The following is a 15,819-nucleotide window of genomic DNA, read 5'->3' on the forward strand; positions in this document are numbered from 1 at the left end:
GGCCCGCCCGTCCTTGCCGTCGATGCTGGCTTGGCTGTCCTTGCCGTCGTCGCCGGCTTGGCCGTTCTGCTCGGCGAGCGTCCGCCAGGCGGCCTCGGCGGCCCGCTGCTCGGCCTCCTTCTTGCTGCGCCCCTCGGCGCCGCCGTACCGGATGCCGGCCACCACCACCCAGGCGGTGAACGTCTTGAGGTGATCCGGGCCGGTGCCCTCGATCCGGTACTCCGGTACGCCGAGCCCGAGCGCCGCCGTCAGCTCCTGGAGGCTGGTCTTCCAGTCCAGGGCGGCCCCGCGACCAGCCGACTCGGCCATCAGCGGGTCGAAGAGCCGGTGGATGACGATGCCCGTGGTGTCCAGGCCGTACTGGAGGTAGATCGCGCCGAGCAGCGCCTCCAGCGTGTCGGCGAGGATGCTCGCCTTGTCCCGGCCCCCGGTCGTCTCCTCGCCCTTCCCGAGCAGCAGGTACGCGCCCAGCCCATCCGGGCCCAGGCCGCGGGCCACGTCGGCGAGCGCCCGCATGTTGACCACGCTGGCCCGCAACTTGGCCAACTGACCCTCGGGCAGATCCGGGTGGTTGTGGAAGAGCGCCGTGGTGATCACCACGCCGAGCACCGAGTCGCCGAGGAACTCCAGCCGCTCGTTGGTCGGCAGCCCGCCGTTCTCGTACGCGTACGACCGGTGGGTCAACGCGCGCTGGAGCAGCTCGGGTTCCAGGCTCACTCCGAAGGCGGCTTCCAGGTGACCGACGGACGCCCGCCGCCGCTTGTCGTTGCTCATGTGCGTACCTCGGTGTCGGTGGAGCGGTCGGTGCGATCCGTCGCGGCGTCGCGGTCGAGCAACGCGGAGACCAGATCGGTGGCGCGCCGCCGCCACAGGTGGGCGGCGAGAGCTATGCCGGAGGCGACGTCGTCGGCGCGGGCGGACCCGTGACAGACGACCACCGTCCCCGCGACGCCCAGCAGGGCCGCCGCGCGGGGCGCGCCGCCCTGGGCAGGTGGGCCGCCGGCCATCGCGTACGCGCCCTCGATGGCCTTGAGCAGCACGTTACCGGTGAAGCCGTCGGTGACGACCACATCTGCGCGCGCACCGAGGGCCACGTCGTACCCCTCGACCAGGCCGACGTAGCGCGCCCCGCCGGGCAGCGGTTCGACGGCGAGCAGGGGGTCGGTGGCGCGGCGGACCCGGTCGCCCTTGCCGGCCTCGGTGCCGACCGAGAGCAGCCCGACCCGGGGCGCAGCGATCGAGTGGGCCACCGCCGCGTACGCGGCGCCGAGCACGGCGTGGCGGGCGAGGGTGGCCGGGCGGGGTTCCAGGGAGCCGCCGACGTCGAGCAACACGACAGGTCCCGCGACGGCGGGCAGGGTGGCGGCCAGCGCGGGTTGGCGGATCTCCGGCGAGCGGCCGAGGCCGAGCACGGCTGCGGTGACGGTGGCGCCGGTGGCGCCGGCGGAGACCAGGGCGTCGGCGGTCCCGTCCCGGACGGCGGTGACCGCGGCCCGGACGGTGCTCTCGGAGCGGGCGGCGCTGGGATGGTCGGCCATGCCGACTACGTCGCGAACGGGCCGCACCGTGATCCGGGCGCGTTGCGCCGGATCGAGGGCAGCAATCAGCTCGTCGGCGACCTCGGTCGGACCGACGAGAAGCAGATGCAGGTCAGGGTCGGCGCGCATGGCCCGCAGAGCGCCGTCAACCACGACGGCGGGAGCGTCGTCCCCGCCGAGGAGGTCAACGGCGATCCGCGCGGCGCCCGGCTCCACCGGAACGCCGGCCGGATTGGGCCGGCCGGCGTCGGAGGGAGCCGGAGCACCGGGCGAATGCCAGGATGCGCGCGCCGCCCGACCTGGGGTCGGGGGCGTCACTCGGCGTCCAGGTCAGACCTCGAGAACCTGGCGGCCGTTGTAGGTGCCGCAGACGGAGCAGGCGGCGTGCGGCAGCTTCGGGGACTTGCACTGCGGGCACGCAACGGTCGCGACCACTGTCGCCTTCCAGTTCGCCCGGCGGGACCGGGTGTTGCTGCGCGACATCTTGCGCTTCGGGACGGCCACGGTTCTTACTCCTCTGTAACGGTCAGTTGCGACAGGCCCGCCCAACGCGGGTCGATCTGCTGGTGACTGTGGTCGGCCGGCAGATCGTCCCAGTGCGCCCCGCATTCGGGGCACAGTCCTGGGCAGTCCTCCCGGCAGAGCGGGTTGGTCGGCAGCGTGAGCACCAACGCGTCCCGCAGCGCCGGCTCCAGGTCGATCAGATCGCCCTGCATCCGGCCCACCTCGTCCTCGTCGGTCGTGGCGTCCGTGGTGCTGTCCTCGTACGCGTACAGCTCCTGGATCGTCACGCCCATCGAGTCGTTGATCTCGCGCAGGCAACGGCCGCACTCGCCCCGGACGGGACCGGTGATGGTCCCGGAGACGAGCACGCCCTCGGACACCGACTGCAACCTCAGATCGAGGTCGAGGTCCGCGCCCTCCGGCACGCCGATCAACTCCACACCGAGGTCCGCCGGTGCCGGCACGACCCGCCGGACCTCACGCAACGCGCCAGGGCGACGCGGGAGGTCCCTCGTGTCGAGGACCAACGGCGACCTGGGGTTGAGTGTCGAAGGCGAGTGCTTGGGCATAGTTAGACTCCGGCCGGTGAGAGGCCGACAAAAAAGGTTACCTGGACGACCGCCGGACCGTCGAACCGGGGGCGACGCCCGCCTGAGAAGTCGGCTGGTGAGGTGCCGCTCAGAAGGGTAGCGGGCGTTCCGCCTCATCCCCAGCGAAGGTGCCGATCTCGCGCAGCGCGTGCATCTTGTCCCGGCCGCGCTCTATCGAGGCCAGCGCCCGGGTGAGGAACTGCTCGAAGTTGGCCAGCGCGGTGTCGACGTAGTCGTCGACCTCCTCACGCAGGCGCTGCGCCTCGGCGCGGGCCTCGCCGATGATCCGGGCGCCCTCGTGCTCGGCCGACACGGTGATCTCGTTCACGGAGACCAGGCGGGCGTGTTCTGCCTCACCCTCGCTGATGATCCGGTCCGCCTCGCGCTTGCCGGCTTCCATGATCTTGTCGCGCTCCTCGAGGAGCGCGGCGGCGCGACGCAGGTCGGCGGGGAGATCGGCACGCATCTCATCGAGGGCAGCGATCATCTCACCCCGGTCGACCATGCAGTTGTTGCGCGACATCGGGACGGAGCGGGCCTGCTCCAGGATGGCGATCAGTTCGTCGATGCGATCGAGCGGGTCCACCGGCTACCTCACTCCTGTCGTTCGTCGGCCGACCTCCATGATGCGGGCTACGGCCGTTCCCCGCGCCACCAATCATGTCGTGCCGGCCCCACCGCCGCCCCACTCACCCCAACCCGGCGAGTCGCGACATAGTCACCCCCGGCTCCCACCGGGCCTCCCCCGCGCCGATCTTGCACTTTCGGTCGCGCCGAACCATGCCGAAAGGGGGCGATCCGGGAACCACAAGTGCAAGATCCCGGGAGTGAAGGAGCGAGGGCGAGGGCGTGGGGGCAGGTTAGGGGCGGGGGCCCAGGCGGGCCTGGAGGGCTTCACGGACCGGGTCGGGAACGTGGGCGGAGATGTCGCCACCCCACTTGGCCACGTCCTTGACCAGGCTCGACGAGAGGAACGAGTAGAGCGGGTTGGTCGGCATGAAGAGCGTCTCGACGCCGGCCAGACCGATGTTCATCTGGGCCATCTGCAACTCGTAGTCGAAGTCGCTGACCGCCCGCAGGCCCTTGATCAGCACACTGGCCTGCTGGGCCCGGCAGAAGTCCACCAGCAGCCCTCGGAACGACTCGACCCGCACGTTGCCGTACGACGAGGTCACCTCGCGGAGCATCTCGATGCGCTCCTCGACGGTGAACAGGCCACTCTTCGACTGATTCACCAGCACACCGACGATCACCTCATCGAAGAGCCGACTGGCCCTCCCGATGATGTCGAGGTGTCCGTTGGTGACCGGGTCGAACGAACCAGGGCACACCGCACGTCTCATGATCGGCGACCGTACCAAAGGGTGGTCTCGCCGTAACGGCGACTGCGCTCGGCGGTGATCCCCTCCACCCAGTCGAACTCCCTGGTACGGCGGGACCGCTCCACCACCACCAACGCGTCGGGCGCCAGCCAGCCGCCGTCGACCAGCGCGGCCAACAGCGCGGTGATCTCCTCGTCCGGCACCGCGTACGGCGGGTCGGCGAAGACCACGTCGTACGGCTCGCCGTCCGGTCCGGCGGCAAGCACCGTCGCCACCTTGCCGGTGACCAGACGGGCCGCCGGACCGGCACGGAGGGCCGCCACGTTCTCCCGGATCACCCGGGCCGCCCGCGGGTCGGACTCGACCAGTAACACGTGCCGGGCACCCCGGGAGAGCGCCTCCAGGCCGACCGCGCCGGAGCCGGCGTACAGGTCGGCGAAGCGGGCGCCGTCGAGATCGACCTCGGCCTGGACGGCACTGAACAGCGCCTCCCGGACCCGGTCCGAGGTGGGTCGGGTGCCGGCGCCGGGCGGCGCGGCGATCCGCCGGCCACCGAGCGTCCCGGCCACGATCCGGGTCACCGTTTCCTCCTGCTCATGCCCGCGACGCTACGCGACGCGGCGCGGACCCGGTCAGCACGGCGCGGATCCGAGGGGTTGGCCGGCCGGCGACGACGGGGAGCACCTGATCAGCCCCGACGGCGCGGCATCCACCGTGGAGCCACGGTGCCCGCACCGTCCCCAGTGACCGGACCGACACCTTCGGTCTATCAAAGATCACGAATCGACTACATTGCCGGATGGCAATGATCTGAACTCCCCTCATTAACCACCCATCAGTACAGTCTCCCCCTGTCCCCGCTTTCGCCGCGGGAACACCACCGCGTCGCGCGACGCCCCGGTGAGCAGGTGACCCCCCGGTCACGATGTCTCCCGGCCTCCCGCCACGCGATCCGTACCCCCCTCACCAGGAGCAGGCGTGAACCCTCCCAAGTCTCCGTTCCGGCGCGTCGCGGCCATCGCCGCGGGCGCGTTGATCGGCATCGCCGGCGTCGGCGTCCTCGCGAGCCCCGCGAGTGCCCACCACCCCGAGCCCTCCGGCACCTACTGCCTGACCTCCGACGGCCAGGTCAAGGTGACCTGGATGGTCGGCAACAGCGAGAACATCGACGCGAAGATCACCAAGCTCGAGTCGACCGTCCCGGCCGACTTCACCGGTGGCCTGGCGAAGGACGCCACTCTCCCGGCGAAGGGCGAGGGTTTCCTCACCGGCACCCAGGCCCACCGCTTCGACCAGAAGCGGCCGACGATCGAGCTGACCGTCGAGGCGCGGTGGGTGCGCTCCGACCGGATCGTGACCGAGGAGCGGACCGTGGCCGCCGAGCCGAAGGGCACCTGCGCGGCAGAGGCCACGCCCTCGCCGAGCAGCCCGACGCCGACCGCCACTCCGTCGGCGACCCCCACCCCGACCCCCACTGTCGTCTCTCCGTCGCCGAGCCAGCCTCCGACCCAGAGCCCGACCCCGACTGCCACCCCGGCTCCGGCGGAGCCGGTGGGCTCGGTCGAGTCGACCTGCGACAAGCTCACCTTCACGATTGAGAACCCCGCCGACGGTGAGACCGTCACGCTCACCCTGACCCCGAACAAGGGCGAGGTGAAGACGCTTGTCGTGAAGCCGGGCGAGACCGGTTCCGTCTCCTTCGACGCGTTCGAGGGTCTGACCGTCACGCCGGCCGCCGAGGGCCTCGACGACACCGCGCCGATCGCCTGGGAGCAGCCGGCCGAGTGCGCCCCGGGTCAGGGTGGCGGTAAGGACGAGCCGGCTCTGCCGCTGACCGGTGCTGCCACCGGCGGCATCATCGCCGGCGCCGTGGTGCTGCTGGCCGCCGGTGCCGCCCTGTTCGTGGTGGCCCGTCGTCGTCGGGTTCGCTTCACCGCCTGAACCAACAGGCTCTGACAGTTGAGGGCGCGTCGACCACCCGGTCGGCGCGCCCTCAGCCATGTGATGGCCTCTGTGGTCAGCCCTTTTCCAGGTACTCCGCGCGATCCTCGTCCACCAGTGCGGCCACCGAGGCGGCCAGTGCCGGGCTGCGGGCAAGCTCCGGGTCGTCCTCGATCAGGGTGATCGCCTCGACGCGGGCGTCGCGGATCAGATCGGCGTCGCGTCGCAGGGACAGCAACCGCAGGTGCGAACGGTGACCGGACTGGGTGGCACCCAGCACGTCGCCCTCGCGGCGTTGCTCCAGATCCAGTTCGGCGAGCTTGAAACCGTCACTCGTGGACGCGACCGCGTCCAACCGTTCCCGCGCCGACGAACCCTCGGCCGCCTCGCTGACCAGCAGGCAGAGCCCGGCGGCGGCACCCCGGCCGACCCGGCCCCGCAGCTGGTGCAGCTGGGAGACGCCGAACCGGTCAGCGTCCAACACGATCATCACGGTGGCGTTCGGCACGTCCACGCCAACCTCGATCACTGTCGTCGCCACCAGCACGTCCAGATCACCGGCCGCGAAGGTACGCATCACCGCGTCCTTCTCGTCGGCCGGCAGTCGACCGTGCAGCACCCCGATCCGCAGGCCGTGCAGCGGGCCCTCGGCCAGCAGCGGAGCCACCTCGGTGACCGCCAGCGGTGGCCGACGGCCGTTGTCGTCCTCGGGTGGCGGTTCCTCGTCGCTGGTCGGCCCGTCACCGATCCGCGGGCACACCACGTACGCCTGGTGGCCGGCGGTCACCTCCTCGCGCAGCCGACGCCAGGCCCGGTCCAGGTAGGCCGGCTTCTCGGCGGCCGGCACCACGTGCGAGGCGATCGGCGACCGCCCTCGGGGCAGCTGGGAGAGCGTGGAGACCTCCAGGTCGCCGTAGACGGTCATCGCCACAGTGCGCGGGATCGGGGTGGCCGTCATCACCAGCACGTGCGGCGGTTGGTCGGCCTTGGCCCGCAGGGCGTCGCGCTGCTCCACGCCGAAGCGGTGCTGCTCGTCGACCACCACCAGGCCGAGGTCGGCGAAGTCGACCCCCTCGTACAGCAGGGCGTGGGTGCCGAGCACGATGCCGGCGGCACCGCTGGCCACCTCGCCGAGCGCCCGGCGGCGAGCCGCCGCGCCCAGCGAGCCGGTGACCAGCTCGACCCGGGTGGCGTGCTCGGCGGAGCCCAGCTCACCGGCCCGCCCGAGCGGCCCGAGCAGGTCGAGCATGCCGCGGTGGTGCTGGGCGGCCAGCACCTCGGTGGGCGCCAGCAGCGCGGCCTGCCCGCCCGCGTCGACCACCTGGAGCATCGCCCGTAGCGCCACCACCGTCTTGCCCGAGCCCACCTCGCCCTGCAGCAGGCGGTGCATGGGGTGCGGGGTGGCCAGGTCCGCCGCGATCTCCACACCCACCTCACGCTGACCGGCCGTCAGCTCGTACGGGAGTCGGGCGTCAAAGGCCTCCAGCAGCCCACCCGGGCGCGCCGGGCGGGGTCGGGCCGGCCAGTCGGCCGCCCGGTGCTTGCGCTGCACCAGTGTCACCTGGACGGCGAAGGCCTCGTCCCACTTGAGTCGCCGGCGGGCCTGGTGCAGCGCCTCCTTGCTGGACGGCCGGTGGATCTCGGTCAGCGCGGCGCCCAGCCCGACCAGCTTGCGGCTGGCCCGCACGGCGCTCGGCAGTGGATCGTCCGGCGGGGTGAACGTGTCCAGTACGACGCGCACGCAGCGCGCGATCACCCAGGTCGGTACGGCCGCGGCGGCCGGGTAGACGGGGATCAGCGCCCCGGCGAACTCCTCGATGTCGTCGCTGACCGCTGCCTCACCGTCGCCACCCTCGCCGAGCAGGACGTACTCCGGGCCGTTGAGCTGCCGTTTGCCCCGGAACTCGGTGACCTTGCCGGCGAACAGGCCCCACCGGCCCGGGCGCAGCTCGCGCTCGCGCCACGCCTGGTTGCCGAAGAAGGTCAACGTCAGCACCCCGCCGGAGCCGTCGCCGACGGTCACCTCCAGCAGGTTGCCCCGCCGCTGACGCATCGGGCGCACCGCGGTGCGCTGCACCTGGGCCAGCACTGTGACCTGCTCACCGACGTCCAGCGAGCGGATGTCGGTGTGTTCACCACGCTCGTCGTAGCGACGCGGGAAGTGGTAGACCAGGTCACCCGCGGTGTGCAGGTCGAGGTGCGAGGCCAGCGCCTTGGCTGTCTTGTCCCCGACCAGCTTCTTCAGCGGAGTGTCCACCGTGGCTGGTTCGCTCATTCGATCCCTACCAGGAGCGGATAAAACGGCTGACCGCCCGGGTACGCGTGCACCTCGACGAACGGCCAGCGCCGCGCGACGTGCGCGCGGACGGCGTCGGTGAGCCCGGCCGGGGCGTCCACCCCGGCCAGCAGGGTGACCATCTCGCCACCACCACCGAGCATCCGGTCGACCACTGCCGCGCAGGTGTCGGTGAGGTCGGTGCCGATCAGGTGCACCTCCCCCTCCACCAGCGCCAGCACGTCACCGGGACGGCACGGGCCCGCCACGGTCAGCGCCTCCCGGTTGGCATGGCAGACCTCGGCGTACCGGCAGGCGCCAGCCGCCTCGGCCATCGCGATGACGTCGTCCTCGAAACGGCGGTCACCGTCGCGGACCGCGAGGGCTGCGAGGGCCTGCACCGGCGAGCGGGTCGGCACCACGCTCACCTTGATGCCGTACCGATGGGCCTCGCGGGCGGCCGCGCTCGCCACCGCCTCGGTGTTGGCGTCGTTGGGCAGCACCACCACCCGGGCCGCGCCGGTGCTGCGGACGGCGTCCAGCAACTCACCCGTGGACGGGTTGCCCGGCACGACGGTGGCGCCCTCCGCGGCGAACAGGTCGGCGATGCCGCCGCCGGTGGCCACCACCACCGCGGCCCGGCCGGCCACCACCGGGCCGGAGGGCGACTCCGACTGGTCGGCGAAACGGGTCACCGAGATGCGGTACGGGCGGCCGGCGGCGACACCGGCCTCGACCGCCGCGCCCACGTCGTTGACGTGCACGTGCACGTTCCAGGTGCCTACCGGCTCACGCCCGTCGCCGACGACGACCAGCGAATCGCCCAGGACGTCGAGCGCCCGCCGCAACCCGGCGACCGCCTCGGCCGGGGCGTCGAGCAGGAACTGCACCTCGTACGCGTATTCATCCGAACCGGTCTCGCGGGCGACGGTGGCCGCCGGCCGGGCGGAGCGCGGCGTCGGCGCGGGCCGGGCCGTGCGCTCCCCGGTCAGCACCTCGACCAGGGCGTCGAGCAGCACGCAGAGCCCTCGACCACCGGCGTCGACCACGCCCGCGCGGGCCAGCGCCGGCAACTGTTCCGGGGTGCGGGCGAGCGCCTCGGCCGCCGCCCGGGCCGCGACGCCGGCCACCGTCGGCAGGTCGTCGCTGTCCGCGCCCTCGGCCGCGGCGGCGGCCGCCGCGACCACGGTGAGCACTGTGCCCTCGACCGGCCGGGACACCGCGGTGTACGCGGCGGCGGTGCCGGAGCGCAGCGCGGCGGCCAACTCCCGGCCACGCACCGCCGGCACCCCGGCGACCTGGTCGGCGAAACCACGCAGGATCTGCGAAAGGATCACCCCGGAGTTGCCCCGCGCGCCGAGCAGCGCACCCTGGGCCATCAGCCGCAGCGCGTGCCCGTGCGCCGTCGGCCCGCTGTCGGGGAGGGTGTCAAGATCCATGGCGAGCGCCTGCTGCGCCGAGGTGAGGGTGAGCACCAGGTTGGTGCCGGTGTCGCCGTCGGGCACCGGATAGACGTTGAGCTGGTCGATCTCGCCCTGGTGGCGCTTCAGTGCGGCCAGCCCGCTCGCGCACCAGCGGCGGACCGCGGCGGCGTCGAGGGTGTCCAGCACGGGCAGAAGCCTACTGGCGCGCACCGACACCCGTCGGACTCGTCCGGCGTGTCCCCGCCGGCCCCCGCCGGCGCTGGCCGCGGCGCGGACGAGCACCTCCGGTACCCTTGCCGCCGGGCCGGCCCACCGTTGGGCGGACGGGCCCACGACCAGGCGTGAGCCGGGGCACGGGCGAGCGCCGGACCGGGCCGGTTGGCCGGGTCGGCGAGTCATCGGGTAACCTGACCAGGTTGCCCGGGCAGCACCTGCCGGCGACCTCATGAACGTATCAATCCCAGGAGTATCCCGTGGCTAGCGTGTGCGACGTCTGTGGCAAGGGACCGGGCTTCGGCCACAACGTGTCCCACTCGCACCGGCGGACCAACCGCCGCTGGAACCCGAACATCCAGTCGGTGCGTACCCCGGCCGGTGGCGGCAACACCAAGAAGTTGAAGGTCTGCACCTCGTGCATCAAGGCCGGCAAGGTCACCCGCGCCTGACGCGGTAGCACCCACCTTTTCGTTCGGCTCAGCCGGCGGACCCCGAGGGTCCGCCGGCTCTGTCGTGTGCCCGGCCCGCCGGGGCCTGGCACACCGGCCAGGCCGGGCCCGCCGGGGCCGGCGCGCAGGTCAGAGGGTGCGGCCGAAGGAGACGCAGCCCTCCGCGTCCTTGTAGAAGCCGAAGTTCGGGATCCGCTCGTACCCGGCGGAGCCGTACATGGCGATCGCCTCGGGCTGCTTGTCGCCGCATTCCAGGACCACCCGCTTGCGGCCCTGCTCGCGAGCGGAGCGCTCGACGGCCGCCAGCACCGCACGGGCCACCCCCCGCCCCCGTGCCGCCGGGGTCGTGTACATCCGCTTCAGCTCCGCGGTGTCCGCGCCGTGACTGCGCCAGCCACCGCAGCCGACCGGCTCGCCGGCCAGGTAGGCCACCAGGAACGCGCCGTCGGGCGGCTCGAACTCGGCCGCGTCCACCGGGGTGTCGTCGCCGGTGCCGCCGTAGCGGGCACCGAGGTCCGCCAGTGCGGCGTGGATCAGGTGCTGCGCCACCGGTGCGTCGAACCGCACCACCCGGATCTCGATCTCACTCACGGTATCCAGGGTACGGCCGCGCGCGGGCCTCACCGGAAGTGGTCCCAGCCGACCGGGCCGTCGTAGGCGACGCCGTCGACCGTCACGCCGGCACCGTCGGTGACCAGGCCGATCGGCCGCCAGCCCGACGGCAGGACCACCGCCGGGGGGAAGGTCGCGGCCAGCGCGTGGTCATCGCCACCGGCGAGGATCCAGGTGTACGGGTCGACGCCGAGTGCCTGCGCCGCGTCGGCCATCTGCCGGGGCACCTCGAACCCGTCGCGGCGTACGTCGATCGCCACCCCGCTGGCCGCCGAGACGTGCCCGAGGTCGGCGAGGAGCCCGTCCGACACGTCGATCATGGAGGTGGCGCCGAGCTGGGCGGCCTGCGGGCCGGCCTGGTAGGGCACCTGCGGCCGCCGGTACGCCTCGACCAACAGCCGGGGGGTACGGAAGCCCCGGGTCAGCACGGTCAGCCCGGCTGCCGCGAACCCGGTGCGCCCGGCCAGAGCGAGCACGTCCCCCGGTCGGGCCCCCGAGCGCAGCACGGGCGGACGGCCCGCCAGGTCGCCCAGCGCGGTGACCGCGACGGTCAGGGTGGGACTGGCCGACATGTCCCCGCCGACGACGCTCGCGCCGACCGTCGCCGCCTCGGCGGAGAGCCCGTCGGCCAGCTCCTCCGCCCAGGCGGTGTCCAGGTCCGTCGGCATGCAGAGAGCGACCAGCAGGGCGGTCGGCGTGGCGCCCATCGCCGCGATGTCCGCCAGGTTGGCGGCTGCAGCCCGGTGCCCGACGTCGCGGGCTGAGGACCAGTCCCGTCGGAAGTGCCGCCCGTCGACCAGCACGTCGGTGGAGGCCGCCACCCGGCCGTCCGGCGCGGCCACCACCGCCGCGTCGTCGCCCGGGCCGAGCAGGGTCGTCGGCCCGTACGACAGTCGGGCGGTGATTTTCCCGATCAGCCCGAACTCCCCGATCCCGGACACGCCGACGCCACCGCTGGCGTTCCGCCCGTGCCGCCCGGCTCCGCCGTGCTCGCTCACCGCTGCTCCTTGACCACCGATAGGGATCAGACCTGGTCCGTAAGGTACTTTCACCCTTCGGGCCGCTCCCGGGCGGCGACGGACGGAGGTCGAGTCGTGGTACAGGCGTACATCCTCATCCAGACCGAGGTCGGCCGCGCACGTGACGTGGCGGGTCTCATCGCGGACATCCCCGGCGTGGTACGCGTCGACGCCGTCACCGGGCCGTACGACGTGGTCGTCCTCACCGAGGCGAACACCGTCGACGAGCTCGGCAAACTCATCGTCAGCAAGGTGCAGATGGTGCCCGGCATCACTCGCACCCTCACGTGTTCGGTGGTGCGGCTGTAAGTGGACGAGATGACGACCTCCTCCTCGGCTCTGGACGACGACGGGGCGCGCGACGCGGCCGACGGGACGTCCGAGCCGGCTGACGGTAACCGCGAGTCGACCGATCCCGCCGCCGCCGCGCCGGCTGGCCGGGATCGGACCATGCGTGGCGCGGCCCTGCTGGCCACGTTGATCGCGCTGCCGATCACGCTGCTGGTGGCCGTGCTGGCCTTCAGCAAGCTCAGCCCGGACGCGCCGGCCGCCGCGCCGACGCCCTCCGCGACCACCGCCCGGATGCAGTCCACCACCCCGGTGGAGATGGCCGCCCCGGCGCTGGCCGCCCGCCCGGCCACGGTCTGCCGGGCCCTGCTCTCCCAGCTTCCGGCGAGCATCCGCGACCTGGCTCAGCGGCCGGTCACCGCCGGTCCGGAGCAGAACGCCGCCTACGGCGACCCCGCGCTCACCGTGGCCTGCGGTGGCACCGAGCCGGCCTTCCCCAGCACCGACGAGGTCTGGACGGTCAACCGGGTCTGCTGGCACCTGGCCGAGCAGGCCGACGCGGCGGTCCTCTCCACCGTCGACCGGGAGACGCTGATCACCGTGCGCGTCCCGCGCTCGTACGAGCAGCCGTTGCAGTGGTTGCCGACGATCTCCAGCACGATCGTGGCGAGCGTGCCCTCCGGCGGCGCGATCCCGTCCGGCTGCCAGCGCTGAACTCGAACCGACTCCGCCCGCGCCGGCTGACCGGCGCGGGCGGGATCGGACGGCTCAGTGCAGGCCGACGCCGCGCCGCTGGGCGGTACGGATCAGACGGTTGACCAGCTTCGGGTACTCCAGGCCGGAGGCCGCCCACATCCGCGGGAACATCGACGTCGGGGTGAAGCCGGGCATCGTGTTGATCTCGTTGAGGTAGACGTCCAGCTCGGGAGTGACGAAGAAGTCGGCCCGGGCCAGACCGGCGCAGTCCAGCGCGGTGAACGCGCGGACCGCGTACTCCTGCACCTGGCGGGTCACCTTCTCCGGCAGATTGGCCGGAATGTCGTACTCGCAGGAGTCGTCGAGGTACTTCGCCTCGAAGTCGTAGAAGTCGTGGTCGGCGACGACCCGTACCTCGGCCAGCACGGACGCCTCGGGCGTGCCGCCGGCCTCGCCCTCCAGCACACCGCACTCGATCTCGCGGCCGACGATCGCGGCCTCGATGATGACCTTCGGGTCGAACTGCCGGGCGGCGGCGACCGCAGCGTCCAGTTCGGCCCAGTCGGTGACCTTGCTGACGCCGAACGACGACCCGGCCCGGGACGGCTTGACGAAGACCGGCAGGCCGAGCCGCTCCTTGTCCTGCTCGCTGAGCGTCATGCCGTTGCGCAGCACGGCGTACGTGCCGACCGGGATGCCCTCGACGGCACAGAGCTTCTTGGTGAACTCCTTGTCCATGGCGGCCGCGGAGGCGAACACGTTCGCCCCGACGTAGGGGATGCCGGCCATCTCCAGCATTCCCTGGATGGTGCCGTCCTCGCCGTAGGTGCCGTGCAGCACCGGGAAGACGACGTCCACGTCGGCCAGCGCCCGGGGGCCCTCGGTCGGGTCGAGCACCATCAGTCCGTTGCCGGTGGGGTCGGCGCGCAGCACGATGTCGTCGCCCGAGTCGGCGGTGATCTCCGGCAGCTGACGGGCGTTGATCGCGAGCTGGGCGGGATCTCCGTTGGTCAGTACCCACTGGCCGGCCCGGGTGATGCCCACCGGCACCACCTCGAACTCGTCCGGGTCGAGTGCGCCGAACACGCTGCCGGCGCTGACGCAGGAGATGCCGTGCTCCGGGCTGCGGCCGCCGAAGACGATCGCCACGCGGGTCTTGCCTGGGGTGGTCACTCCGGTCACCTCTTCGTACGCGACTGCGGCTGGTCGTGCTCGCCGGTGGCGCTCACCCGGTTGACCTTACTGTGCGTGGCCACGGGGCGAGGCGATACCCGGCGAGCCACGGCACGACACGGCAAACGGTCAGGAGAGGATATACGGTGCGTAATCGGATGGTAGCGGTGCCACAGACCGCTGACCTGGGGCTGCTCAGTCCCGGGAGTGCCGGCGGCCGACCGCGATCACCTTCACCCGCTGCCGACCGGCCCGCACCATGCCCAGCGCCATGAACGCTCCGGCGATGCGGTCGGCGGCCTCCCGGCTGCTGGCACCGACGACCTGCCGGCGCCGTTCCGGCGCGACCCGCTCGTTGCGGTTGACGCCGTCGACGGGGCGCACGTCGGTGAGCACCACGAGGAAGCGGGTCATCGCACGCCGCCCGAGGGTACGGCGGGGGGCTCCGGGCGGGTTCGCACGTCGTCTCCTTCCGGCAGGCCGGGATGGAGGGGCGGCACGCGACGATCGGGTACGGGGGAGAAACCCGATCGCCGCGCGCCCCATCCCCTCCGGTCGCTCACCACCACCGTCGCCACGACAACCGGCGGTGAGGACGCCATCACAGATTGACACGTGTATAGGCGTGAATGCAACTCCCATCGACGTTCTCTCATGCAGACGTTCCCGCAAATGTATGCGACCATCGATGCATGGCTCCGAAGACCGCCCGCGCCCGCCGGCTCGGCATCGCCCTGCGCCACCACCGGGAAGCCGCCGGGCTGACGCTGGAGACCGCGGCGGATGAGATCAACAGCACCCGCAGCACCCTCTCCCGCTACGAGAACGCCCAGACCCTGATCAGCCCGGCCACCGTGCGCGCCCTGCTCACGTCGTACGGGGTGAGTGCCGAGGAGGTGGCCGCCGCGGTGCAGCTCGCCAAGGACGCCCGCAAGCCCGGCTGGTGGGTGTCGTACTCCTACCTGCTGGATCCGCGCACCATCGACTTCATCGCGCTGGAGGCCGAGGCGACCGCCATCGCCAACTTCGAGCCCTCGGTGGTGCCCGGCCTGTTGCAGACCGCGGACTACATCCGTGGCGTGATGCGCGGCGGGCCGCACACCCTCGGTGACGACCTGGTGGAGCAGCGGGTCAAGATCCGGCTCGACCGACAACAGCGGCTCACCGCCGACCAGCCACCCATCCTCGACGCGATCATCGACGAGGGCGCGCTGCTACGGCCGGTCGGTGACCAGTCGGTGATGAACGGGCAACTACGGCACCTGGTCAAGATGGCCGAGTTGCCGAACATCAGCGTCCAGGTGATCCCGCTCTCCGCCGGCTACCACCGGGGCACCCGGGGTTCCCTGCACATCCTCGAGTTCGCCGACCCGGAGGACCCGATCATCGCGTCGGTGGAAACCGTTGCGGGTCAGATGATCCTCGACCGCGCCGGCGAGACGCGTACCTGCACCAAGATCATGGAGCATCTCCGAAGCGTGGCGCTCAGCCCGGCGGACAGCCGCGAGATGCTCCTGTCAGTCCTGAAGGGACGGTAGGACCGATGACCCCGATGATCACAGCGGCCTTGGCCGCGGCGCGGTGGCGCAAGAGCAGCCGCAGCGGCGACGAAGGCGCCTGCGTGGAGGTGGCCGCGATCCCGCGGTTCGTTGCCGTGCGCGACTCCAAGGACCCGGCCGGCCCGGCCCTGCTGTTCCCAACGGCGGCCTGGGCCGCCTTCGCCCAGGCGCCACCGCAGCGCTGACCAGAGGTGCCGAGCCGGTGCGGGCCGG

Annotated in this window: 18 protein-coding genes and 1 pseudogene; 6 read left to right on the forward strand and 13 right to left on the reverse strand. The window is 72.3% G+C overall.

Annotation, left to right across the window (positions count from 1 at the left end; all coding sequences use genetic code 11):
• Positions 1–57 precede the first annotated feature (57 nt).
• The 7 genes and pseudogenes from rnc to rsmD all read right to left on the reverse strand — a co-directional run.
• A pseudogene (gene rnc, locus FB453_RS00650) lies at positions 58–774 on the reverse strand (ribonuclease III); the annotation flags it as partial.
• The gene (locus FB453_RS00655; protein WP_112582010.1) at positions 771–1,754 is read right to left on the reverse strand and encodes a phosphate acyltransferase; all 984 of its coding nucleotides are present in this window, start codon (positions 1,752–1,754) and stop codon (positions 771–773) included. The gene FB453_RS00655 and the pseudogene rnc, both read right to left, overlap by 4 nt.
• Positions 1,755–1,868: 114 nt before the next feature.
• Positions 1,869–2,042, reverse strand: a complete 174-nt coding sequence (gene rpmF, locus FB453_RS00660) for a 50S ribosomal protein L32 (RefSeq protein WP_030335284.1) — start codon at positions 2,040–2,042, stop codon at positions 1,869–1,871.
• Positions 2,043–2,047: 5 nt separating this feature from the next.
• Positions 2,048–2,611 carry a YceD family protein gene (locus tag FB453_RS00665; protein ID WP_091393061.1) on the reverse strand — a complete coding sequence of 188 codons (564 nt, stop codon included), beginning with the start codon at positions 2,609–2,611 and terminating at the stop codon, positions 2,048–2,050.
• Between the two features lie 109 nt (positions 2,612–2,720).
• A complete protein-coding gene (locus FB453_RS00670; RefSeq protein WP_030335287.1) occupies positions 2,721–3,218 on the reverse strand; it encodes an SPFH domain-containing protein in 498 nt (165 codons plus the stop codon).
• Positions 3,219–3,492: 274 nt separating this feature from the next.
• Positions 3,493–3,975 carry a pantetheine-phosphate adenylyltransferase gene (gene coaD, locus FB453_RS00675; RefSeq protein ID WP_091393067.1) on the reverse strand — a complete coding sequence of 161 codons (483 nt, stop codon included), beginning with the start codon at positions 3,973–3,975 and terminating at the stop codon, positions 3,493–3,495.
• Positions 3,972–4,535: a 16S rRNA (guanine(966)-N(2))-methyltransferase RsmD gene (gene rsmD, locus FB453_RS00680; protein ID WP_091393070.1), complete on the reverse strand. Its 564-nt coding sequence runs from the start codon at positions 4,533–4,535 to the stop codon at positions 3,972–3,974. The genes coaD and rsmD overlap by 4 nt, the downstream gene beginning before the upstream one ends.
• Before the next feature lie 397 nt (positions 4,536–4,932).
• Here rsmD and FB453_RS00685 point away from each other — a divergent pair, with 397 nt between their 5' ends.
• A complete protein-coding gene (locus FB453_RS00685) occupies positions 4,933–5,895 on the forward strand; it encodes an S-Ena type endospore appendage (RefSeq protein WP_145786776.1) in 963 nt (320 codons plus the stop codon).
• A 76-nt stretch (positions 5,896–5,971) separates the two neighbouring features.
• On the opposite strand, the gene recG is transcribed toward FB453_RS00685, so the two are convergent.
• Positions 5,972–8,170, reverse strand: a complete 2,199-nt coding sequence (recG, locus tag FB453_RS00690) for an ATP-dependent DNA helicase RecG (protein WP_145786778.1) — start codon at positions 8,168–8,170, stop codon at positions 5,972–5,974.
• Positions 8,167–9,780, reverse strand: a complete 1,614-nt coding sequence (locus FB453_RS00695) for a DAK2 domain-containing protein (protein WP_145786780.1) — start codon at positions 9,778–9,780, stop codon at positions 8,167–8,169. The genes recG and FB453_RS00695 overlap by 4 nt, the downstream gene beginning before the upstream one ends.
• 287 nt (positions 9,781–10,067) lie before the next feature.
• On the opposite strand from FB453_RS00695, the gene rpmB reads away from it, so the two are divergent.
• Complete coding sequence (gene rpmB, locus FB453_RS00700; RefSeq protein ID WP_011905179.1) at positions 10,068–10,259, forward strand: 50S ribosomal protein L28; 192 nt, start codon at positions 10,068–10,070, stop codon at positions 10,257–10,259.
• Positions 10,260–10,388: 129 nt separating this feature from the next.
• Here the strand turns inward: rpmB and FB453_RS00705 are convergent, their stop codons facing one another.
• Together FB453_RS00705 and FB453_RS00710 are read right to left on the reverse strand one after the other, a co-directional pair.
• Positions 10,389–10,850, reverse strand: coding sequence for a GNAT family N-acetyltransferase (locus FB453_RS00705; protein WP_112582014.1), 462 nt, complete (start codon positions 10,848–10,850; stop codon positions 10,389–10,391).
• Positions 10,851–10,879: 29 nt separating this feature from the next.
• On the reverse strand, positions 10,880–11,869 hold the full coding sequence (locus FB453_RS00710; protein ID WP_145786782.1) for a thiamine-phosphate kinase: 990 nt from the start codon (positions 11,867–11,869) through the stop codon (positions 10,880–10,882).
• A 96-nt stretch (positions 11,870–11,965) separates the two neighbouring features.
• On the opposite strand from FB453_RS00710, the gene FB453_RS00715 reads away from it, so the two are divergent.
• Both FB453_RS00715 and FB453_RS00720 read left to right on the forward strand, forming a co-directional pair.
• Complete coding sequence (locus FB453_RS00715; RefSeq protein WP_030487446.1) at positions 11,966–12,199, forward strand: Lrp/AsnC ligand binding domain-containing protein; 234 nt, start codon at positions 11,966–11,968, stop codon at positions 12,197–12,199.
• A 9-nt stretch (positions 12,200–12,208) separates the two neighbouring features.
• On the forward strand, positions 12,209–12,892 hold the full coding sequence (locus tag FB453_RS00720) for a DUF3515 family protein (RefSeq protein WP_145786784.1): 684 nt from the start codon (positions 12,209–12,211) through the stop codon (positions 12,890–12,892).
• Between the two features lie 54 nt (positions 12,893–12,946).
• Here FB453_RS00720 and FB453_RS00725 read toward each other — a convergent pair whose 3' ends face one another.
• Both FB453_RS00725 and FB453_RS00730 read right to left on the reverse strand, forming a co-directional pair.
• Positions 12,947–14,047 carry a D-alanine--D-alanine ligase family protein gene (locus tag FB453_RS00725; protein ID WP_091393084.1) on the reverse strand — a complete coding sequence of 367 codons (1,101 nt, stop codon included), beginning with the start codon at positions 14,045–14,047 and terminating at the stop codon, positions 12,947–12,949.
• A gap of 195 nt (positions 14,048–14,242) precedes the next feature.
• Complete coding sequence (locus FB453_RS00730; RefSeq protein ID WP_145786786.1) at positions 14,243–14,461, reverse strand: hypothetical protein; 219 nt, start codon at positions 14,459–14,461, stop codon at positions 14,243–14,245.
• Positions 14,462–14,739: 278 nt separating this feature from the next.
• Between FB453_RS00730 and FB453_RS00735 the strand changes: the two genes are divergently transcribed.
• Both FB453_RS00735 and FB453_RS00740 read left to right on the forward strand, forming a co-directional pair.
• Complete coding sequence (locus FB453_RS00735) at positions 14,740–15,585, forward strand: helix-turn-helix domain-containing protein (RefSeq protein WP_091393087.1); 846 nt, start codon at positions 14,740–14,742, stop codon at positions 15,583–15,585.
• A 5-nt stretch (positions 15,586–15,590) separates the two neighbouring features.
• Positions 15,591–15,791, forward strand: a complete 201-nt coding sequence (locus tag FB453_RS00740) for a DUF397 domain-containing protein (protein ID WP_145786788.1) — start codon at positions 15,591–15,593, stop codon at positions 15,789–15,791.
• The last annotated feature ends 28 nt before the right edge of the window (positions 15,792–15,819 follow it).

It is taken from the genome of Micromonospora sp. CNZ322, assembly GCF_007827755.1.